This window comes from Asanoa sp. NPDC050611, from assembly GCF_040654855.1.
GTDB lineage: Bacteria > Actinomycetota > Actinomycetes > Mycobacteriales > Micromonosporaceae > Asanoa.
In genome coordinates, this window is the sequence record NZ_JBFAIU010000119.1 from 1 (window position 1) to 20,737 (window position 20,737).

The 20,737-nt window shown below is 72.6% G+C and carries 20 protein-coding genes and 1 pseudogene; 7 read left to right on the forward strand and 14 right to left on the reverse strand.

Translation table 11 applies throughout. The features are described 5' to 3' along the window. Window positions 1-49: 49 nt before the first annotated feature. A complete protein-coding gene (locus AB0H87_RS19560) occupies window positions 50-358 on the reverse strand; it encodes a sigma factor (protein ID WP_360147111.1) in 309 nt (102 codons plus the stop codon). A gap of 66 nt (window positions 359-424) precedes the next feature. Further along, on the reverse strand, window positions 425-1,348 hold the full coding sequence (locus AB0H87_RS19565; RefSeq protein WP_360147114.1) for a WYL domain-containing protein: 924 nt from the start codon (window positions 1,346-1,348) through the stop codon (window positions 425-427). Window positions 1,349-1,411: 63 nt separating this feature from the next. Here AB0H87_RS19565 and AB0H87_RS19570 point away from each other — a divergent pair, with 63 nt between their 5' ends. Then, the gene (locus AB0H87_RS19570) at window positions 1,412-2,521 is read left to right on the forward strand and encodes an epoxide hydrolase (RefSeq protein WP_360147117.1); all 1,110 of its coding nucleotides are present in this window, start codon (window positions 1,412-1,414) and stop codon (window positions 2,519-2,521) included. Here AB0H87_RS19570 and AB0H87_RS19575 read toward each other — a convergent pair. The 7 genes and pseudogenes from AB0H87_RS19575 to AB0H87_RS19605 all read right to left on the reverse strand — a co-directional run bounded on the left by AB0H87_RS19575 (window position 2,504) and on the right by AB0H87_RS19605 (window position 10,547). Next, complete coding sequence (locus tag AB0H87_RS19575; RefSeq protein ID WP_360147165.1) at window positions 2,504-3,304, reverse strand: acyl-CoA dehydrogenase family protein; 801 nt, start codon at window positions 3,302-3,304, stop codon at window positions 2,504-2,506. The two genes, AB0H87_RS19570 and AB0H87_RS19575, sit on opposite strands and share 18 nt — an antisense overlap. Before the next feature lie 45 nt (window positions 3,305-3,349). Beyond that, window positions 3,350-3,645, reverse strand: a pseudogene (locus AB0H87_RS19580) (acyl-CoA dehydrogenase family protein); the annotation flags it as partial. Continuing rightward, window positions 3,642-4,745 (reverse strand): Xaa-Pro peptidase family protein, encoded by a 1,104-nt coding sequence (locus AB0H87_RS19585; RefSeq protein ID WP_360147120.1) that lies wholly within the window; start codon window positions 4,743-4,745, stop codon window positions 3,642-3,644. The gene AB0H87_RS19585 and the pseudogene AB0H87_RS19580, both read right to left, overlap by 4 nt. A gap of 9 nt (window positions 4,746-4,754) precedes the next feature. Beyond that, window positions 4,755-5,255 (reverse strand): hypothetical protein, encoded by a 501-nt coding sequence (locus tag AB0H87_RS19590; RefSeq protein ID WP_360147123.1) that lies wholly within the window; start codon window positions 5,253-5,255, stop codon window positions 4,755-4,757. Between the two features lie 40 nt (window positions 5,256-5,295). Then, window positions 5,296-8,055: a glycoside hydrolase family 2 TIM barrel-domain containing protein gene (locus AB0H87_RS19595; RefSeq protein ID WP_360147126.1), complete on the reverse strand. Its 2,760-nt coding sequence runs from the start codon at window positions 8,053-8,055 to the stop codon at window positions 5,296-5,298. Then, the gene (locus AB0H87_RS19600; protein WP_360147129.1) at window positions 8,052-8,906 is read right to left on the reverse strand and encodes an SMP-30/gluconolactonase/LRE family protein; all 855 of its coding nucleotides are present in this window, start codon (window positions 8,904-8,906) and stop codon (window positions 8,052-8,054) included. The genes AB0H87_RS19595 and AB0H87_RS19600 overlap by 4 nt, the downstream gene beginning before the upstream one ends. Before the next feature lie 72 nt (window positions 8,907-8,978). Continuing rightward, the gene (locus AB0H87_RS19605) at window positions 8,979-10,547 is read right to left on the reverse strand and encodes a hypothetical protein (RefSeq protein ID WP_360147132.1); all 1,569 of its coding nucleotides are present in this window, start codon (window positions 10,545-10,547) and stop codon (window positions 8,979-8,981) included. Between the two features lie 72 nt (window positions 10,548-10,619). Between AB0H87_RS19605 and AB0H87_RS19610 the strand changes: the two genes are divergently transcribed. Next, the gene (locus AB0H87_RS19610; RefSeq protein ID WP_360147135.1) at window positions 10,620-11,270 is read left to right on the forward strand and encodes a class I SAM-dependent methyltransferase; all 651 of its coding nucleotides are present in this window, start codon (window positions 10,620-10,622) and stop codon (window positions 11,268-11,270) included. On the opposite strand, the gene AB0H87_RS19615 is transcribed toward AB0H87_RS19610, so the two are convergent. After that, window positions 11,254-11,493 (reverse strand): hypothetical protein, encoded by a 240-nt coding sequence (locus AB0H87_RS19615; protein ID WP_360147138.1) that lies wholly within the window; start codon window positions 11,491-11,493, stop codon window positions 11,254-11,256. The two genes, AB0H87_RS19610 and AB0H87_RS19615, sit on opposite strands and share 17 nt — an antisense overlap. A gap of 76 nt (window positions 11,494-11,569) precedes the next feature. Here AB0H87_RS19615 and AB0H87_RS19620 point away from each other — a divergent pair, with 76 nt between their 5' ends. Continuing rightward, a complete protein-coding gene (locus tag AB0H87_RS19620; protein ID WP_360147141.1) occupies window positions 11,570-12,529 on the forward strand; it encodes a hypothetical protein in 960 nt (319 codons plus the stop codon). A gap of 78 nt (window positions 12,530-12,607) precedes the next feature. On the opposite strand, the gene AB0H87_RS19625 is transcribed toward AB0H87_RS19620, so the two are convergent. Further along, window positions 12,608-14,032: an OFA family MFS transporter gene (locus AB0H87_RS19625; protein ID WP_360147168.1), complete on the reverse strand. Its 1,425-nt coding sequence runs from the start codon at window positions 14,030-14,032 to the stop codon at window positions 12,608-12,610. Window positions 14,033-14,221: 189 nt separating this feature from the next. Between AB0H87_RS19625 and AB0H87_RS19630 the strand changes: the two genes are divergently transcribed. Continuing rightward, a complete protein-coding gene (locus AB0H87_RS19630) occupies window positions 14,222-15,334 on the forward strand; it encodes a pyridoxal phosphate-dependent aminotransferase (protein ID WP_360147144.1) in 1,113 nt (370 codons plus the stop codon). Here AB0H87_RS19630 and AB0H87_RS19635 read toward each other — a convergent pair. Continuing rightward, window positions 15,312-16,037, reverse strand: coding sequence for a hypothetical protein (locus tag AB0H87_RS19635; protein ID WP_360147147.1), 726 nt, complete (start codon window positions 16,035-16,037; stop codon window positions 15,312-15,314). The genes AB0H87_RS19630 and AB0H87_RS19635 overlap by 23 nt on opposite strands. Then, entirely contained in the window at window positions 16,034-16,576 is a 543-nt protein-coding gene (locus AB0H87_RS19640; RefSeq protein WP_360147150.1) for a SigE family RNA polymerase sigma factor, read from the reverse strand. The genes AB0H87_RS19635 and AB0H87_RS19640 overlap by 4 nt, the downstream gene beginning before the upstream one ends. Window positions 16,577-16,742: 166 nt before the next feature. Here AB0H87_RS19640 and AB0H87_RS19645 point away from each other — a divergent pair, with 166 nt between their 5' ends. Continuing rightward, window positions 16,743-17,861, forward strand: a complete 1,119-nt coding sequence (locus AB0H87_RS19645) for a hypothetical protein (protein ID WP_360147153.1) — start codon at window positions 16,743-16,745, stop codon at window positions 17,859-17,861. A 20-nt stretch (window positions 17,862-17,881) separates the two neighbouring features. Here the strand turns inward: AB0H87_RS19645 and AB0H87_RS19650 are convergent, their stop codons facing one another. Further along, window positions 17,882-19,291 carry an MFS transporter gene (locus AB0H87_RS19650; protein ID WP_360147156.1) on the reverse strand — a complete coding sequence of 470 codons (1,410 nt, stop codon included), beginning with the start codon at window positions 19,289-19,291 and terminating at the stop codon, window positions 17,882-17,884. 61 nt (window positions 19,292-19,352) lie between these two features. On the opposite strand from AB0H87_RS19650, the gene AB0H87_RS19655 reads away from it, so the two are divergent. Both AB0H87_RS19655 and AB0H87_RS19660 read left to right on the forward strand, forming a co-directional pair. Beyond that, a complete protein-coding gene (locus tag AB0H87_RS19655) occupies window positions 19,353-20,213 on the forward strand; it encodes an arylamine N-acetyltransferase (protein ID WP_360147159.1) in 861 nt (286 codons plus the stop codon). Window positions 20,214-20,244: 31 nt separating this feature from the next. Further along, window positions 20,245-20,610 carry an MmcQ/YjbR family DNA-binding protein gene (locus tag AB0H87_RS19660; protein ID WP_360147162.1) on the forward strand — a complete coding sequence of 122 codons (366 nt, stop codon included), beginning with the start codon at window positions 20,245-20,247 and terminating at the stop codon, window positions 20,608-20,610. Window positions 20,611-20,737: the final 127 nt, after the last annotated feature.

The window sequence follows — 20,737 nt, forward strand, 5'->3', positions numbered from 1 at the left end:
ACAACGCGATCGGCACGCCGTACGTCTGGGCGGCCGAAGGTCCGAACGGCTACGACTGCTCGGGTCTGACGCTGGCGGCCTGGCGCGCGGCGGGCGGGTCGAGCAGCAGGGTTTTCGCGCGGCCGGTCTCCTCGCGGCGCAGCACGTCGAGGGCCTTGCGCCAGGCCGTGGTCACCAGCCAGCCCGCGGGCCGTTCCGGCACGCCTTCGGCGGGCCAGCGGCGCAGCGCCTCACCGACCGCGTCCTGCAGCGCCTCCTCGGCCCGGTCGAGGTCGCCGAGCCGGCGGGCCAGCACCGCCCGCATCCCGGCGGCGTCGGACCGCCAGACCTCCTCCAGCACACCGGCCGCGTCGACCACGAACCCGAGGCTAACCCGCTGCGCTGAACGGCCCGGCCACGCACCGCCGCGACCAAGGCGAGCGGCTCAGCCGCCGGCCGCCGCGCGGGTCGCGCGGCCGCCTACCGCGGCCAGATGGGCGATCAGTTCCGGCGGCTCGTGGACCTCGAACTCGCAGCCCAGACTCAGGAGCCGCCACGCGAGGAACTCGAGCGTGTCGGCATGACCGTCGAGGCGGCAGGTGGTGGCGTCCAGCGGGGTCAGGTCGCCGATCCGGTCCTGCAGCTCCTCGATCGGCGCGTGCAGCGTCGCCACCGCCCGGTAGACCGGGGTCAGCTCGCTGAGCCGGCCCGCCACGAACGCGGCCGCGTCGGGAGCGGGCAGCGTGCGCGGCGCGACGCGGTGGCCCGTCGGCCGCAGGTCGCTGATCCGGTCGACCCGGAACACCCGCCAGTCGGCGCGGTCGCTGTCGAAGGCCACCAGATACCAGCGGCGCCCCGCCGCGACCAGCTTGTGCGGCTCGACCGACCGTTCCGCGTCGCGGTAGGTGAACCGGACCCGCTCGCCGATCACCGACGCCAGCGAGCTGAGCAGGGACGGGTCGACGGTCGGGCGGCTCCACTCCAGCAGCGGCTCGGTCGCCCGGCCGAGCGCACCGACCCGTTGCCGCAGCCGGGCCGGCAACACCTGCTCGAGCTTCGCGAGGGCGCGCACCGACGCCTCCTCGATGCCGGCGACCGTGTGCCCGGCCCGCAGCCCGACCGCGATCGCGACGGCCTCCTCGTCGTCGAGCAGCAGTGGCGGCATCGCCTTGCCGGCCACGAGGCGGTAGCCGCCGACGTTGCCCATCGTCGCCCGCACCGGATAGCCGAGGTCGCGCAGCCGGTCCACGTCGCGCCGGATCGTGCGCAGGCTGACGCCGAGCCGGTCGGCCAGCTCCCGCCCGGGCCACTCGCGCGGGGTCTGCAGCAACGACAGGAGGCTCAGCAGCCGGGCCGGGGTGTCGGGCATGGCCCCAAGAATGCCACCCTTGTGTGCCAGAACCTGACCTACTGGGGTTCTAGCGTCGTACGCATGACGCCTTTCCGGATCGACATTCCCCAAGCAGACCTCGACGACCTGCGCGACCGCCTCGCCCGCACCCGCTGGCCCCGCCAGCTGCCCGGCGCGGGCTGGAGCCGCGGCGTGCCGGTGGACTACCTGCGCGACCTGGCCGACCACTGGGCCACCGGCTACGACTGGCGGGCGCACGAGGCCCGCCTCAACGGGTTCCCGCAGTTCACGACCCAGATCGACGGGCTGACGGTGCACTTCCTGCACGTGCCGTCCACGTCGCCGGACGCGCTGCCGCTGCTGCTGACCCACGGCTGGCCGAACTCGTTCGTCGAGTTCACCGACCTGATCGGCGAGCTGACCGCCGACTTCCACGTGGTGGTGCCCTCGGTGCCGGGCTTCGGGTTCTCGCAGGCGCCGACCGAGGCCGGCTTCACCGTCGACCGGGTCGCCCGGATGTGGGCGGAGCTGATGCGCCGGCTCGGCTACGACCGGTACGGCACGCAGGGCGGCGACCTCGGTGCCTACATCGCCCCGGCGGTGGCGGCCACGGCGCCGGAGCACGTGGTCGGCGTGCACATCGACGGCGGGTTCGGCTTCCCGACGGAGGCCGACGTGCCCGGGATGAACGACGCCGAGCGGGCCGAGTGGGCGCAGATGCAGCAGTGGATGAGCGGCGGCGTCGACCATCACGCGCTGCTGCGGGCGGCGCCGCAGACGTTCGCGTACTCCTGGACCGACTCCCCCGTCGGCCTGCTCGCCTGGCTGACCCAGAAGTTCAAGGAGTTCGCGTTCATGGCGGAGACCCCGGACCAGGTCATCGACCGCGACCTGATGCTGACCAACGCCAGCCTCTGGTGGTTCACCGGCACGGCTGGCTCGTCGTCCTGGCCGATGTACGACCTGCTCACCCTCGCCGACGGCGGCGGGTTCGCCTGGCCGAAGGGGCAGAAGCAGGTGCCCTCCGGACAGTACGGCGGCGGCTCCGCCCTGATGCGCCGCCTCGCCGAGCGGGACAACGACATCGTGCACTGGCCGGCGGGCAACCCCGGCAACCACTTCGTGGCGATGGAGCAGCCGGCCGCCCACGCGACCGACATCCGCGCCTTCTTCTCACGACTTCGAAAGTGACCGCGAGATGACCAGGCGTTGGATCTGGTTGGTGCCCTCGACGATCTGCAGCACCTTGGCCTCGCGCATGTAGCGCTCGACCGGGTGGTCCGCGACGTAGCCGTAGCCGCCGAGCACCTGCACCGCGTCGGTGGTCACCTTCATCGCCATGTCGGTGGCGAACAGCTTGGCCTTGGCCGCCTCGGTCGAGTAGGGCCGGCCGCGGTCGCGCAGCCGGGCCGCGTGCAGGGTCAGCGCGCGGGCCGCGGAGATCTGGGTGGCCATGTCGGCGAGCATGAACCCGAGGCCCTGGAAGTCGATGATCGGCGTGCCGAACTGCTCGCGCTCGCGGGCGTAGCCGACGGCGTAGTCGAGCGCCGCCTGCGCGAGGCCGACCGCGCAGGCGGCGATGCCCAGGCGGCCCGAGTCGAGCGCCCGCATCGCGATGCCGAACCCGGTGCCCTCCTCGCCGACGAGGCGGTCGGCGGGCACGCGTACGCCGTCGAACGCGATCTGCGAGATCGGCGACGCGTGCAGGCCCATCGTGCGCTCGGGTGCCTGCGGCACGATCCCCGGCGTGTTGGCGTCGACCAGCAGGCAGGAGATGCCACCCGGGCCGGGACCGCCGGTGCGGGCGAACACGTTGAAGAAGTCGGCGTCGTGCGCGTGCGTGATCCACGCCTTGGTGCCGTCGATGACGTACGTGTCGCCGTCGCGGACCGCCCGGGTGGTCAGCGCCGCCGCGTCGGACCCGCCCGCGGGCTCGGAGAGGCAGTAGGCGCCGAGCAGCTCGCCGCCGAGCATGTCAGGCAGCTGCTTGCGGAGCTGCTCGCTGCCCACGGAGGCGACCGGGTAGCAGGAAAGGGTGTGCACGCTGACCGCCTCGGCGGCGACCAGCCAGCGGGCCGCGAGGACCTCCAGGACCTGGAGATACACCTCGTACGGCTGCCCGGCCCCGCCCATCTCCTCGGGTAGGGCAGGCCGAGCAGCCCGGCCCGGCCGATGGTGCGGATCAGCTCGCGCGGGAACTCCCGGCGGGCCTCGAACTCGGCCGCCTTCGGCGCCAGCTCGCGGTCGCCGATCTCGGTGGCGAGGTCGAGGAGGTCTCCGGCCTCTTCGGTGGGTAGGACGCGGTCGATGGTCATAGTTCGGCCAACTCCGTGGGTGTGGTGTTGAGGACGTCCGCGCCCCCGTCGACGCAGACGACGATGTCTTCGATGCGGGCGCCGTGCCGGCCCGCGAGATAGATGCCGGGCTCGATCGAGAACGCCATCCCGGGCTCGAGCGGGCGGTCGTTGCCGGCCACGATGTACGGCTCCTCGTGCCCGTCGAGACCGATGCCGTGTCCGGTGCGGTGCAGGAACGCGTCGCCGAAGCCGGCCTCGGTGATCACGTCGCGGGCCGCGGCGTCGACCTGGGCGCAGGTCACGCCCGGCCGCACGGCCTCGACCGCGGCGCGCTGGGCGGCGTGCAGCACCGCGTAGTAGGCGACCGCGTCCGGTGGCGGCGCACCGACCACGTAGGTGCGGGTCGAGTCGGAGCAGTAGCCCGACGGCATCGTGCCGCCGATGTCGACGACCACGGGCTCGCCGGCCCGGATCACCCGGTCGGCGGTGGCGTGGTGCGGGCTCGCGCCGTTGGGCCCCGACGCGACGATGACGAAGTCGACGGTGGCGTGCCCGGCGTCGAGGATCGCCTCGGCGATGTCGGCGCCGACCTGCCGCTCGGTGCGGCCGGGCCGCAGCCACCGACCCATCCGGGCGTGCACGGCGTCGATCGCCGCGCCGGCCGCCCGCAGCGCCTCGACCTCGGCCGGTGACTTGCGCATCCGCAGCTCGTCGAGGATCTCGCCGGCCAGCCGCTGCTCGGCGCCCGGCAGCGCGGCACGCAGCCCGAGCACGTGCGCGGCCCACATCCGGTCGCTGAGCGCCACGACGCTGGCCGGGCCGTCGAGGGCCTCGACCACGAGTGGGTACGGGTCCTGCCCGTCGCGGTGGTCGACGATCCGCAGGTCGTGCGTGGCCACCTCGGCCGCGGGCCGCTCCAGGGTCGGCACGATCAGCGTCGGCTCGCCCCGGGCCGGCAGCACCAGGCAGGTCAGCCGCTCGAGGGGGTGCGCGTCGTAGCCGGTCAGGTAGCGCAGGTCGGAGCCCGGGGTGACAAGCAGCGCGTCGAGGCCGACGGCGGCCGTGGCGCGCTGGGCGGCGACGAGCCGCTCGGGTGGGTAGAGCTCCGCACTGAGCACACCACAAGCTTAACGGTCGTTCGGGCCGCGTTCCGCCCCGTCGAGCCCGCGCGCCGCGGCCCGGGATCGTCCGACATGTGACAACACGTCGGTGCTGTCCGCCCACTGGTCAACACTGCCGAACAGCGGGCGCTCGCGCAGCGTTTGGTCGGAAATGTCAGCCACCAGCGCGGTGGCGAACCGGGAACCGCCGACCACCATGATCGGCCGATCGTGGAACCGCCGCGGCGCGGGGTCGACCGCGGTGCCGAAGATCGCGTTGGTCCGCTCCCCCGCCAGTCGCGCTGCGGACTCGGACCAGTCCTCGGCGGCCAGCGCCGCGCGCAGCGCGTCGTGCGGAGCGCCGGGCAGGCGGGCGAAGGCGGTGCCGAGCAGCACCGGTCGTGGGTCCGTTTCGTGCAGCTCGACCAGCTCGTCCGGGAGGACCCGGGGCGGCAGCTCGCCGAACCGGGCGTGCCGCAGGAACGCGGCCTCCTCGTCCGTGAAAACGACCCGCTCGTCGTCGGCCATGCCTCGATTCTGCTCCTCCTCGGCCACCCGCGGGGTGGCCTCAGAGCGCGCGAAATGTGATCACGAGATCGAAGGGCTCCGCGTTCAGCCACGCCTCGGGCGCGGGCGGTGGGCCGCAGGCCGCGGTGCCCAGCCCGTGGTGGCCGTGGTCGAGGTGCAGGTGGATGTCCGAACCCGGCACCAGGTCGTCCGTGTGCCGGGCGGCGGTCAGCTCGGCGGTGCTCCAGCGGCGGGCGGTCAGCTCGAACGTCGGGTGCCCGAGGATCTCCAGGCCGGCGCCGGTCGGGTCGGTCAGCCGGGCCTGCCGCACCTTGGTCCGGTTGCCGTTCTCCTGCGGCCGGACGTACGGCGTCTGCATCCTGTCCACGGTGGACGTGTAGCGGCCGACCAGCGCCGCCGTGTGCGAATCCACATAGGCCTCGCCCGGTCCGCCGCCGAACCAGTCGACCCGGTCGTAGCGGCCCGGGACGGCGAGCGCGACGCCCGCCCGGGGGAGCGGGACGTCCCAGTCGCCGGTCGGCGCGACGTGCAGGGCCAGGGTGACCGCGTCGTCGTCGGCGGTCCAGGCGTACGTGGCCAGGAACGCGCGGTCCGTGCCGGCCGGTGCCACCCGGGTTGTGACCGTGAGCCCGTCGGCCGTGCCGGCGACGTCGACCACCCGGTGGGTGAGCCGGTGCAGGCCGGCGGCCCGCCAGCGCTCGGCGACGGGGTCCGGGCCGAAGATGTCGTTGTCGATGGGCGCCCGCCAGAGGTCCAGCCGGGGGCCGCGCAGCGGGAGGCCGCCGAGCGCGACGAGCTCGCCGGCCCGGAAGACGGCCGGGCCGAGCGTGTCGCCGGCGACGGAACGTCCGGTGCGCGGCCGCCGGGGTGCGGCGTCGCGCAGGCGGAGCTGACCGGCGCCCACCTGCTGCCCGCCGGCCAGGCGGGCGGTCACGGTGAGCCAGGCCTCGCCGGAGCCGGGTGGGGCGGCGGCGCCGTTCGGCAGGGACAGCGGGGCCGACTCGCCGGAGGCCAGCGCCGGCGCGGGCTGGGTTCCGGACGCCACCGGGTCGCCGTCGACGGCCACCGACCAGTCCAGCGTGACGCCGTCGAGGTCGCGGTGGTCGTAGGCGTTCCGGACGGTCAGCGCGCCGTCCGGCCCGGCGTCGAGGCGGACGGGTGCGAACACCGCGCCCAGCTCCGTCAACCCGGGTGACGGCGTGCGGTCCGGGAACACCAGGCCGTCGATGACGAAGTTGCCGTCGTGCACGGGCTCGCCGAAGTCGCCGCCGTACGCGAAGTGGTTGCCGCGCCGGATGCCGTGGTCGAGCCACTCCCAGATGAAGCCTCCCTGGCACCGGGGGTAGCGCTCGAACAGCTCGCGATAGGTGGTCAGCAGCCCCGGGCCGTTGCCCATCGCGTGGGCGTACTCGCACAGGATGAACGGCAGTCCCTCGGGCGCCGCGCCGATCTCGGCGACCTCGTCCGGCGTCGCGTACATGCGACTGTGGACGTCGGTGTGCGCACTGGACCGGTCGCCCTCGTAGTGCAGCGGCCGGTCCGGGTCCCGCTCCCGCGCCACGGCCGCCATCGGGCCGAGGTTGCGGCCCACGCCGGCCTCGTTGCCCAGCGACCACATGACCACGCAGGGGTGGTTCTTGTCGCGCTCGACCGTACGGCGCATCCGGTCGACCAGCGCGTCCGTCCACCGTGGATCGTCGGTCGGGTTGTCCCGCCAGCCGTTCTGCTCGAAGCCGTGCGTCTCGAAGTCGTTCTCGACGATCACCCAGAAGCCCAGCTCGTCGCAGAGGTCGAGCAGCGCGGCGTGCGGCGGGTAGTGGCTCGTGCGGATCGCGTTGACGTGGTGCGCCTTCATCAGCTCGAGCTCGGCCCGCACGACGTCGAGCGGGACGACCCGGCCGAGGTCGGGGTGGAACTCGTGCCGGTTGACGCCGCGGAAGAAGATCCGGCGGCCGTTGGCGGTCACCAGGCCGTCGCGCACCGCGACGGTGCGGAAGCCGACGCGCAGCGACACGGTCTCGGTGTCGGTGGACACCGACGCGTCGTACAACGTCGGCGTCTCGGGTGTCCAGGGAGCGACCCCGTCGAGCACGTGGTCGGTGTTGACGGCCGCGTCGCGGAGCCCGAGCGCCGGCACGGACAAGCGGGCCCCGTCGGGCGCGTCGACCCGCAGTGTTCCGCGCCCGCCGTCGAAGCCGGCGTGCACGAAGACGTCGTCGATCCCGCCCGCGGGCCGGACCTCGAGGGTGACCCCGCGGAAGATGCCGGGCAGCCACCACATGTCCTGGTCCTCGAGGTAGCTGCCGGCCGACCACTGGTGCACCCGCACGGCGACGACGTTGGCCTCGCCCGGGCGCAGGTGCGCGGTCACGTCGAACTCGTGGGTCAGGCGGCTGCCCTGGGTGACGCCGACCTCGGCGCCGTTGACCCAGACCCGGCCGAGCGAGTCGACGCCCTCGAAGCGCAGCAGCACGCGCTGCCCCGCCCAGTCGGCGGGCACGTCGACGACACGGCGGTGGTCGCCGGTCGGGTTCTCCGTCGGCACGTGCGGCGGGTCGAGCGGGAACGTGTAGGTGATGTTGGTGTACGCCGGCTGCCCGTACCCGTGCATGGGCCAGGACGACGGCACGGGAAGGACGTCCCAGCCGCTGTCGTCGAAGTCCGCCCCCGCGAAGTCGCCGGCGTCGGCCGTGGGGGACAGGCGGAAGCGCCACGCGCCGGACAGGTCGATCGACGGCGCGTAGGTGTGCAGCGCGGCCCGGGGCGCCACGGTCCCGTGCGGGAGGGCGAAGCCGGTCATCCGGCGAACTCCCAGTCGGCGAAGCCGGTCACGCCGGGCCGGGCACGGAACAGGGCACCGCTCGGCGCCGGGTCGTCGGCGGACGGGCGCGAGGTGGTGATGTAGAGGTCCGCCAGGTCCGGGCCGCCGAACGCACAGGCCGTCGGCCGGGCCACCGGCAACGGGATCACCGCGTCGAGGCTGCCGTCGGGGCCGTAGCGGTGCACGGCGCCGCCGTCCCACAGCGCCACCCAGACGCCGCCCTCGGCGTCGAGGCACAGGCCGTCCGGTGTGCCGACCTCGGCGGGCACGGTCACGAACGGCCGCCGGTCGACCAGCTCGCCGGCCGCGTCGACGGTGAACAGGTCGATGCGCTGCGTGCCGGAGTCGACGTAGTAGGCGGTGCCGCCGTCGCGCGACCAGGCCAGCCCGTTGGAGATGGAGACCTCGTCGAGCACGACGGTCACGCTCAGGTCGGCGTCGAGCCGGTAGAGCTTGCCGGCGCCGGGCCGGTCGTCGGTCGCCATCGAGCCGCAGTAGAACCGGCCCCGCGGGTCGCAGCCGCCGTCGTTCATGCGGATCGAGTTGGCCGGCCACAGCTCCGGCAGGATCCGCGGCTTCTCGGCGTCGGGGTCCAGGAGCGCGAAACCGCGTTCGACCGCGAGCACCAGGCCGCCGGCGCGGCGGGGCCGGATCGCGCAGACCACGGACGAGACGGGGGTACGCGTGACCGCGCCGTCGCCGGGATCGAGCGAGAGCATGTCGCCGGCGAGCATGTCGACCCAGTGCAGGCGCCCGGTCGCGGCGTCCCACACGGGACCCTCGCCGTGGCCGGCCAGCCGGTCGGTGACCTGTTCAAGGTTGATCTTCATAACGGACTCATCCTGCCATGCGAAAGGGGGCACCGCCGAGCCCGGCGGTGCCCCCTTCGACTGGGTGCGTCGCTACTCGCTGACCGTCACGACCCGGCGCCGCCGGGCCACGAGGAACAGCACGGCGCCGATGACGACCACGCCGCCACCGATGCCGCCGATCAGGGTCGCGTTGGCACCCGTGACCGGCAGGCCGCCGCCACCGCCGCCACCACCGGTTGTGATGGCGAGCTTCACCTCGTTGTTCGCGGGGTCGGCCTCACGGTCCTCGGGGTACGGGTGCACCCGCAGCGTGCCGTCGTCGCCCGGCGTCGCGTTGATCCGGACCTTCACGGTGCCCTTGACGCCCTGGTAGCCGGAGGCCTTCGACGGCCACTCGCCCTCGGTGCTGCAGGTGACCTCGGGCAGCTCGTTGACGCGGTCGCCGTTCTCGTCGAAGAAGCGGCACCACGGACCGCCGTCGGATACCAGCACGGTGCCCGTCGGGGCCTTGAAGGTCCAGCTGGCACCGCCGTCGGAGGGCCCGTTGTTGATGACCGTGTACGGGACCTCGACGGTGTCGCCGACGTTGCCGTCGACAGCCTGCGCGGTCACCGCGAAGTCGTACTTGTTGGGCTTGGTCCAGAACTTGAACTCGGCCCAGTTGTTGTCGGTGTTCATCTCCCGGCGGCTCGCCGCGCGGGCAGTCGGCTTGAGCTTGGCGACCGCGTCCGCGAACGACTCGCCGGAACCCTTGCGTGCCGACTTCTTCGAAGCGCGGAGGTCGTCGACCAGACCGACCTGGACGGACCCGCCGTCCTCCTCCGGGCCGCGGAGGTTCTTGCCGAACGCGACGTGGAACAACGACTCATCGGTCTCCGCGTCGGCGAACACCAGCAGGTCGCCGGGCGCGAGCTCCAAGCCGGGCGGCGCCGCGCAGGTGACGACGCTCGGCCCGTAGACGTAGCCGGCCGGGTGCTCGCCCGGCCACCAGTCCTGGTAGTCGCAGTCCGAGTACTGCTCGACGATGCCGGCACCGGTCGGCACCGAGATCTGGATGTACCACTCGTCCGTCGCGCTGTCGCCGTCGTTGTAGATGGCGGCCGCGACGGGGCGCACGTCCCCGCCGCCGACCGGCTCGTCCTTGCTGCCGATGTCGTCGGAGAGCGCCATCAGGTCCGGGCCGCTCTCGTCGATGACGATGTCGAGGTCGGCGTTGCCGGTGTTCTCGGTGCCGTCGGGCGCGAAGCCGCTGATCGTGCCCTTGAGCGTGCCGGCCGCGCCGGGCTTCGACTGGTTCTCGCTGGTCAGCTCGAACGCCGTCACGGACGCGGTGCTCTGTGCCTCGATCACGGGCACCTTGCAGGTGACGACCTCGCCGTCGAGGGCGCACCCTTCGAGCCAGTCGGGGACGCTGATCTTGACGCCGGTCAGGCCGCTCGCGTCGAACGTCAGCGTCACGTCGCTGGCCGGCTGGTCACCGTTGTTGTTGGCGTAGACGCCGACCAGGCGGCCGCTGGTGTCGACGTTGCCGGCGGTGTCGTAGGACATTTCGAGCTGCGGTCCCGCGGCCAGTGCCGGGGACGATATAGAAGCGCCGACGGACGCGGCGACGGCCAGTGCGGCCGCGCCCGCTGCCAGGCGGATCTTGAGGGAGGACATGGGCGAGGAAACTACATGATCACGGTGCGACGCTGTGTCCCAGATGGTGGTCTCCGGCCTAGGCTGAGGATCATGCCCGACATCACCAGCCCGGCGATCAGCGACTACCTGCTCGCCCACTCGTCTCCAGCCGACGACCTGCTGCACGAGCTGGCCGCCGAGACCATCCGCGTTTTCCCTGGTGCCGCGGCGATGCAGATCTCCCACGACGAGGGTGAGCTGCTGACCATGCTGGTCCAGCTCGTCGGCGCGACGCGGGCGGTCGAGGTCGGAGTGTTCACCGGATATTCATCGATCTGCATCGCGCGCGGGCTCGCCCCGGGTGGGTCGCTGCTCGCCTGCGACGTGAGCGAGGAGTGGACCTCGGTCGCGCGCCGTTACTGGGACCGGGCCGGCGTGGCCGACCGGATCGAGCTGCGGATCGCCCCGGCCCTCGAGACCCTGCGGGCCCTGCCCGCCGAGGAGAACGTGGACTTCGCGTTCATCGACGCCGACAAGCCCGGTTACCCGGCGTACTACGAGGAGCTGGTCACCCGTGTGCGGCCCGGCGGCCTGATCGTGCTCGACAACGTGCTGCGCGGCGGCCGCGTGGTGGACCCGGCCGCCAACGGGGAGGGTGACGTCGCGATCCGCGAGATCAACGACCGGGTGGTGGCCGACCCGCGGGTCACCGTCGCGATGCTGCCCGTGCGCGACGGGGTCACGCTCATCCGCAAGCGCTGACCGGGGGTTCCGCCTCCGGCGCCGGCGTCACCTCGAGGACCTTGCGCAGGCGTTCGGCGTCGGAGGTGGACAGTCGGAAGGACGCCCGGCAGAACACGCCGGACCAGAGTGACAGGACCACCATGTCGCGGTCGGCGTGGACGCTGACCCGCATGGTCCGGCCGCCGTCGCGTACGTCGTCGAAGGTGTCGCCGACTCCCGGGAACGGGTAGACCTCACCCATGTATCGAGGATGCCGGATGCAGCCTCGTCGGGGAACCCTTGCCCGGTAACGTACATTCGTGGCAAAACTGGGCAGGGTGCCACCAAACATCTTCGGCATGGCCTTCGGTCTGACCGGCCTGGCGCAGGTTTGGTCCACGGCGCAGGCGCGCGGCATCACCCCCGCGGGGGTCACGGACGCGCTGCTGATCCTGGCTGCCGCCGTCTGGCTCCTGGCCTGCGTGCTCTACTTCAGCCGTCCGCGCGACGTGCGCGCCGACCTGCTCGACAACATCGGCGCGCCGTTCGTCTCGCTGGCGGTGATCGTCCCGATGCCGCTCGCCGCCATCGGGCTGGCGCCCAGGGCACACGACGCCGCCGTCGTGGTGGTCGACGTCTTCCTCGTGCTCACCCTCCTGTACGGCGGCTGGCTGACCGGGCAGTGGATCTACGCGGCGCTGGACGCACCGAAGATCCATCCCGGCTACTTCCTGCCGACCGTCGCCGGTGGACTGGTCGCCTCGGCCTCGGCCACCACAGTCGGGCAACGCCGGCTCGGCGAGTTCATGTTCGGGCTGGGCCTGATCTGCTGGCTGGTGCTCGGCTCGCTGATCCTGAACCGGCTGTTGGTCAACGCGTTCCTGCCGCCGCCGCTGGTCCCGTCGCTGGCCATCGAGGTGGCGCCGGCGGCGGTGGCCAGCCTCGCCTACTTCGCGCTCAACGGCGGCCGGATCGACGTGTTCGCCGCGATCCTCGCCGGTTACGGCGTGCTGCTGGTGGTCGTGCAGTTCCGCTTCCTGCCGGCGTACCTGCGGCTGTCGTTCGGTCCGGGCTTCTGGGCGTTCACCTTCGCCTGGGCCGCCGTCGCCAGCGCGACGCTGGTCTGGATCGACGTCGGCCGGCCGACCGGGGCGCGGGCGCTGAGCTGGCTGGTCATCGGTGCGATCACCCTGCTGGTCGGCGGCATCGGCGTGCGGACGCTGGTCGCGGTGGCCCGCGGCCGATACCTGCCTCCGCGCCCGCCGACACCGCCGCCGGACGTCAGCCGAACAGCTTGACCGCGGTGATCACGGTCTCCACCACCCCGTAACCGAGCAGGACAGCGATCAACGCCCAGGACACCACAAGCCGTGTGCTCATGCCGTCGCCCCCTTCACCGGCTCGGTCGGTTTCGATTGTGCCGGTACGGCGGGGCCGCCGCCGCCGGGTTCGTGGAACCGCTCGGGCACGGGCCGGATCAGCAGGTTGGCCAGGAACCCGACGGCCAGGACGCCGACCATCGTGAACAGTGCCGGCCGGTACGCCGCCGCGGTCAGCGAGCCCGGCTTGCCCTGCGCGTCCAGGAACCCGTTGATGATCAGCGGGCCGGCGACGCCCGCCGCCGACCAGGCGGTCAGCAGCCGGCCGTGGATCGCGCCGACCTGATAGGTGCCGAACAGGTCGCGCAGGTAGGCCGGGACGGTCGCGAAGCCGCCGCCGTAGAACGACAGGATCACGCCCGCGAGCAGCACGAACAGCGCGGTCGCGGTGTGCCCGACCGAGGCGAGCAGCGCGTAGAGCACCATGCCGACGCCCAGGTAGATCATGTAGATCGGCTTGCGCCCGATCAGGTCCGAGGTGGACGACCAGGCGAACCGGCCCGCCATGTTGAACAGCGAGAGCACGCCCACGAAGCCCGCCGCCGCGGAGACCGCGACGGTGGAGGTCGTACCCTCGCGGAAGAAGTCCTGGATCATCGGGCTGGCCTGCTCGAGGATGCCGATGCCGGCGGTGACGTTGCAGAACAGCACGATCCAGAGCAGCCAGAACGCGCGCGTCTTGATCGCGTTGGCGGCCGAGACGCTGGCCGTCGTGACCAGGGGCTTCGCGGCGACCGTGGCCGGGTCGAAGCCGGCCGGCCGCCAGCCCTCGGCCGGCACCCGCACGTTGACGACGCCGAACATCATGATCAGGAAGTAGCCGATGCCGAGGGTGAGGAAGAGCGCGACGAGCGCGCCGCCGTTGGCGACCGAGCTCGCCACGTTGGGGTCGTAGCCGCTGTCGTAGAGCGAGAGCAGCTGGCGGGACGCGGGGCCCGCGATCAGCGCGCCGCCGCCGAAGCCCATGATCGCGAGGCCGGTGGCCAGGCCGGGCCGGTCGGGGAACCACTTGATCAGGGTCGACACGGGGGAGATGTAGCCGATGCCGAGGCCGATGCCGCCAATCACGCCGTACCCGAGGTAGACCAGCCACAGCTGCTTCGTGGCGATGCCGAGCGCGCTGACCAGGAAGCCGGCCGCCCAGAACGACGCGGAGACGAACATCGCCTTGCGCGGCCCGTTGTTCTCGACCCAGGTGCCGGCGACCGCGGCCGACAGCCCGAGCATGACGATCGCGATGCTGAACACGATGCCGATCGCGGTCTGGCTGGTATCGAAATGCGCCACGAACGAGTTCTTGTACACGCTCGTGGCGTACGCCTGCCCGATGCACAGGTGCACGGCGAGTGCCGCGGGCGGGATCAGCCAGCGACTGAACCCCGGTGGTGCGACAGTGTGCTCACGATCGAGTGCGGATAACAGGGCCATGGGGGTGCCTCCTGCCGCTTGAACCGTTTCGATCCTAAGACGATCATGGATGGGTCGCATTTCGAAGCGACCGGTTGAGCTGGCGCGACGGGCGGTCGCTGCGGGTCGCCGACCGGCCTGTTCGAGCCACTTTGGCGCGATTGGCCCTGCCGGTCCGTCGACCTGCGCGGTCACGATCAGTTGATGGATCGCTTCCCCCCGGCGCCGATGTCGGACCTGGTCGACGTGCCCTGCCGCTACGACCTCGCGGAGAGCACGAGCCCGCCACTGCGGCTCGGCTCGCTGCTCACGCCGGAGGCCGTGTCGCGGCTCTCGTCCCTCGAGATCGGTTACGGGACGTCGGTCGGCGACCCGGCGCTGCGCGGCCTGATCGCCGCGGACCTCGGGGTCGAGCCGTCCCAGGTCCTGCTCACCCCGGGCGGCATCGCCGGGATGTTCCTGCTGGGCCTCGTGACGCTGGACGCGGGCGATCACGCGGTCGTGGTCACCCCGTGCTTCCCACCGGCGGTGTCGACCCTGACGGCGCTGGGTGCGTCGGTGACGCGGGTGCCGCTGTCGTTCACGGCGGGTTACCGGCTGGACGTCGACGCGGTCCTGGCCACCGTCCGCCCGTCGACGCGGCTGGTCTCGCTGGCGTCACCCCAGAATCCGTCGGGTGTACGCTTCGCCGCCGCCGACCTGGCCCGCCTCGTGGCCGCGGTGTCGTCGGTGGCCCCGGACGCGGTGATCCTGGTCGACGAGACGTACCGCGACGCCGCGTACGACGGCGTGGTGCCGGCGTCCGCCGCGGCGCTGGGCCCGTCGGTGGTGACGTGCTCGTCGCTGTCGAAGGCGTACGGCGCGCCGGGCCTGCGGGTGGGCTGGCTGACGGCGACCTCGCCGAGTTTGTACGAGCGCCTGCGCCTGGCCAAGTTCACCACGCTGATCACGGGCTCGGGGGTGGACGAGCTGCTCGCGGCTGAGGTGCTGAGCCAACGCTCGCGGGTCCTGGGCGAGCGGCGCGCGGCCCTCTCGGCGGGGCTGTCGACCCTGAAGTCGTGGGCCGCGGCGACGCCGGAGGTGGAGCTGCTGGCCCCGGACGCCGGCGCATTGTGCTGCGTCCGGCTGTCCGTCGACGAGTCCCGTTTCTACGCGGCGCTGCCGGCGTTGGACGTCCGGGTGGCCCGTGGATCCTGGTTCTTCGAGTCGGACCGGGTCTTCCGCCTCGGCTTCGGCCACCTGCCGCCCGACGAGTTCGCGACGGCCCTGGACCGGCTGGGCGAGGCGGTCGCGCTCAGTCGTCGGGTTCCACGGTGAACCACCAGTCGCCGGTGACGTGCACCTGCCGCCTCGGGCCGAGGTTCGTGTCCGTCCGCACCTCGGGCGGGGCGTCGGCCGGCGTGTTGGGGACGTAGGAGTAGTACCAGTTCCACTGCCAGGAGCTGTCGCGGAGGTGGAACGACGTGCCGGGGCCCCAGCCACCCTTCTCGATCCGGTCGACGTCGACGCCGGACCGCCCGATCGCCGTGGTCACCCGGCCGAACGCGGCGTCGCTCGCGGCGTCGAACGGTGGCTCGGGATCGCCGGCATTCGCGCAGTCCGCGTCGCGGTCCCGGAACGCCCCCTGCGACCAGGTGAACACGCGGCACCCGGGTCCGGAATCGTCGATGTAGAGGGTCAGGCCCAGATCGTCGGCCACGGGCAGCACGTGGGGTGCCAGTCTCGCGACGTCGTCGAGCATCCGCGCGTGCGGGTAGACCGGCGGGTCACCCTGGTCGGGGCGCGCGGCGGTGTCGTACCCGGTGCCGCCGCCGGTGCCGGGCAACCGGACCTGGCCGGCGGCGGCGAGCCCGACGAGGAGGGCGGCCACGATCCCGACCACCTGCCGGCCCCGGCGGCGACGCAGCGCCCGCCGGGCGGCAGCGAGCGTGCGCCGGGCGTCGGGACCGCTCGCCGGATAGCCGGGGTCGCCGGCCCGCAGGCGGGCGACGACGTCGTCGTCGTCGATCTGGACGCTCATCGCGGATCCCCTTCCCCTTCGGCGAAAATCTCGCGCAGCCGCGCGATACCGCGGGCGTGGTGGGACTTGACGGTGCCGACCGAGATCTCGAGTTCGTGGGCGACCTCGGTCTCGGTCAGGTCGAGCAGGTGCCGGAGGATCACGACCCGCCGCTGCGCCAGCGGCAGGCGGGCCAGGGCCTGGACCACGGCGCTTCGGGCGACGACGTCGCCGGCGTGGTCGGGCCTGGCGGGATCGGGCAGCGCGCCGGGCTCGACCAGGACCTCGCGCCGCGTCCGCCGCCACCCGTCGATGCGCAAGTTGACCAGCACCCGCCGGGCATAGGCCCGCGGGTCGCCGGCCCGCGCCACCCGCCAGGAGCGGTAGGTGCGCTCGTAGGTCGCCTGGACCAGCTCCTCGGCCCGCGCGCGATCGCCGCACAGCAGCAGGGCGGTGCGCAGCAGGTAGCGCCCGGACGCGCCGACGAACTCCACGAACTCCTGGTCGCGCGCGCCCGCCGACGCGACGCCGCGCGGGGCGACCACCGGGTCGCTGTCCATCCTCACACCTGCCACCACGCAGCACCGTCGCCGAACGTTGTCACCGACTCGATGAGGCCGGTCGGGTGGGAAATTCGGATCCCGCCCGTACTTGATCAGGAGCTTGCTACGTTCAGCCGCAGGGCTCGGCGTCAGCCGACGACCCTTGGCGCCATCAGGGGGATTGATGTCAACGGGGCAATACTTCAGCCAGTACCACATGCCGTTCGACCCTGACATCGCGGAAGCGGACCGCCGAATGGCGGCGGAGGTCGCCGAGGACTACGACCGTCGGCAGCGCACCACCGCCGAAGCGCGCTGCGACAGGGTCACGGAGATCGTCGAGCGTGGCAACCGGCGCATCACCGAGCTGCTCGGCGAGGAGAACTGGCTGTCGCTGCGGCGGCGGATGCGCGGCGAGCGCACCAGGTTCCGCGACCTGCTCCAACCGCCCAACGGGCTCAATGCCGACTACGACGCGCTCAACCAACAGCGCCGTAAGAACGTCCAGGCCTACTTCGACAGCCTGAACGTCGACGAGGCGCAACTGCGGCGCATCGTCGCCGAGACCAAGGCGGCGGTGCAGGAGGCGACCCCCCGCACCGAGGGCGACAGCGGACATGCGGCGTGGCTGCACGACGCGCAGGGACCGACGACCGCGCAGGAGCCGGCGACCGACGCGCCGCTCGCGTGGACGCCGTTCCGTCCGCCGTACCCGGCGTTCCAGCATGGCTTCGATCCGCACAACCTCGGGGGCTTCCGCGTCTCGCGGACCGTCGACATCGACCGGTTCGCCGGTCTGGTCGCTCACCAGATCATGCTGGACAACAACGATGCGGACGACTTCGACAACGGCTGGGCCGTCGCGGACGCCCAGATCGGGTTCAACTACCGGGCCACCGCGACGGGCGTGCTCGAGATCTTCATCGAGGCACGGTGCGGCATCGGCCGGCACGACCTGCGCGTGGAAGACGAGTGGGGCGTCTCGGATTCGTCGACGACGCAGGAGAACTTCCTGATGGCCCACGTCCTGCACCCCAACGTCACGGCGCCGTCATTCGCGTTGATGTCCCGGTTCAACTGGCGGACCGACTCGACCGTGGTCGTCGCCCGCGAGTTCCTCGCCCAGGGCGGCAACTTCACGGCGCGGCTGTTCAGCAACGGCCCGGTGCAGCAGGGCCAGACCGTGCACATCCGCGCCGGCACACGCAGCAGCGACGGTTCGGTCACCAACGACATGGAAATCAACAGCAAGTCGAACTTCAGGTGGTCCATCAACACGGTGTGGGTCCGAACCGCGCAGTGACGCCCAGGTTTCCCCGGCCGTCAGGCTCGGTCGCTGACCGGCTCGGCCGCCGGGCGGGCCGCGGCGGCGGTGGCCACGTCCGTGCGGTAGGTGCGGCGGGCGCGCAAGAGCAGGAGGCCGTTGAGCAGCAGTGGCACCAGCATGACCAGGAACGCGTCGCGCAGGCCCGAGCCGCGGCCGGCCACGCCGCCGAACTCGTCCGCGACGAAGCCGAAGGCGATCGGGCCCGCCGCCTCCGCCGCCAGTTGCAGGACCGTGCGCACGCTCTCCGCGCGGCCCCACAGCGACGCCGGGACGATGTCCAGGCGGGCCGCGCCCAGGGGTGGGTTCGCGGCGGCCAGGCAGCAGGCGCCCAGGGTGAAGAAGATCAGCGAGAGCCAGACCTGCCCGACGACCAGGCCTGGGAGGAAGAGCACGGCGGCCGCCGAGTACGCGTACGCCGGCACCGTCACGCGGGCCTTCGTGTGGCGGTGCCGTACCAGGCGGTCCGTCAGCCGGCCGCCGAACAGCGTGCCTATGACCGCGCCCAGGCCGATCGGGATGATCACCAGGCTGACCACGCCCTGTGACAGGTTGTAGTTGTCCAGGGCGAACAGCAGTGCGAACGTGCGCAGGCCCGCGAAGAAGAAGTAGCCCACCGCGGTCGCGACGATCAGGGTGCGGTTGGTGCGGATGGCCAGCACGTACCGCGCCGCCTGCCAGAAGGTCATCTTGTCCGGGTCGTCGCGCAGCACCCGGTCGCGGTCCGGTGGCACGCCCTCGTGCAGGATCGTGGCGCGCGCGGGGTCGGTGCCGGTGCGCCGTCTCAGGCCGCCGGCGGGTGGCAGGCGGCTCGCCCCGCCGCGGCGGGGTTCGGGCATCAGCCGCCACAGCGTCGCCGCCAGCGCGAGGCTGATCACCGCGAGGCCGAGGAACGGGGCCCGCCAGGTGAGCCAGGCGGCCACGTCGCCGCCGACCACCAGGGCCAGGCCGGCGCCGACCAGCTCACCGGTGAGCACCCAGCCGTAGATCTTGGCCCGTTCTCCCGGCGCGAACAGGTCGCCGATCAGCGACGCGACGATCGGGCCGGCGGCGGCCACCGCGGCGCCCAGCGTGATCCGGGACAGCAACAGCCAGAGATAGTCCGGCGCCAGCCCGCCGACCACCATCGACGCGCCCCAGACGGCGATGGTTATCGCGAGCAGCCGCACCCGGGCGGTCCGGTCGGCGAGCACGCCCGCGATCGGCGCGGCCACCGCCCCGACCCCGGAGGAGACGGTGGCGAAGAGACCGAGCTGGGCGTGCGAGATGCCGAGGTCGGCCTCGAGCGGCGCGGCGACGGCACCGATGGTCCCGCTGTCGGCCGAGTTGAGCGCGAGGACCACCGCCAGCAGGATGATCACGCGCGCCCGGACCGGCCCGCCGAGCGCCGCCGCAAGCCGGCCCTTCATCAACAGCGGTTACCCCACGCAAGGCCGAAAAACCGTCACACCCCGGCTGTACGGTCTCCGCATGGTCGACGTCCCCGCCTACCTCAGCCGTCTCGGGCTGCGCGCCGAGCCGCCCAGCGCACCCGCCCTGGCCGCCCTGCACCGCGCCCACGCCGAGCGCATCGCCTACACCACCTTCGACATCCACCTCGGCCGCACCACCACCGTCGACCCGCTCGAGTCCGCCGACCGCGTCGCCCGACTGGGCCGGGGCGGCTACTGCTACCACGTCAACGGCGCGCTGTCGGCCCTGCTGTCAGCGTTGGGCTACGACGTGCGCTGGCACGTGGGCGGCGTCCAGGGCCGCGGCGTCCCCGAGCCGGTCGGCGCCAACGGCAACCACCTGGTGCTGACGGTGCACGGCCTACCCACGCCCGAGTGCCCGGCCGGCGTCTGGTTCACCGACGTGGGCCTGGGCGACGGGCTGCACGCCCCGGTGCCGCTGGCCCCGGGCCCGTTCCGCCAGGGCCCTTACCAGTTTCACCTGGACCGCTCATCGGTCGAGTCCGACGGCTGGCGGCTGACCCACGCACCGATCGGCGGCTTCGAGGGCATGGACTTCCGGGCGAAAGAGGCCGTGCCAACCGACTTCGCCGCGATGCACGCGGAGCTGTCCACCTCACCGACGTCGGGTTTCGTGCGGACGCTGACGGCCCAGCGCCGGCACGCGGCGGGTGCCGACGTCTTGCGCGGCCTGACCCTGACCACGGTCACGTCGACGGGCCAGGCCAAGCGCGAGGTCACCAACCAGGAGGAGTGGTGGGGCATGCTCACGGGCCTGTTCAACATCGGCATCGACGACGTGACCGCCGCGGAGCGCGCGGCACTCTGGGACCGGGTCCGCGCGGCCCACGAGACGTGGAAGGCAGGGGAGGGCCAATAGGCTGTCCATATGCGACCTGACCCCGCCCACGATGGCTGACGCCGACGACGTCCGGGCCCTGGCGCTCGCGTTGCCGCACGTGGTCGAGATCGAGAGCGACGGCTTCGACTTCCGGGTGGGCGACAAGGGCTTCGTCTGGTCCTACCCGGAACGCCGCCCGGGCGAACGCCGCGTGATCCGCACAGACATCGCGGTCCTCTACGTAGGCGACGAGGCAGAGAAACAGGCGCTGCTGCTGGGCGAGCCGGCGAGGTTCTTCACGACACCGGCCTACGACGGCCTGCCGTTGGTCATGCTGCGCCTCGAGCAGGTCGACGCAGCTCGCCTGCGCGAGCTGGTCGTCGACGCGTGGCGCATGCGGGCACCGCAAGACCTGGCCGGCGACCTCGACGGTTAGCAGGCGGCGCGTGCGCCGCGGGATTTGGCCGAGGACGGGCCTGTGGTGGCCGACGCGCCGCGCCCGGGACGCGCCCGCGGTGGCGAAGGTGGCTGCGCCGGTCGCGGGTGGGCCCGCGGTGGCGAAG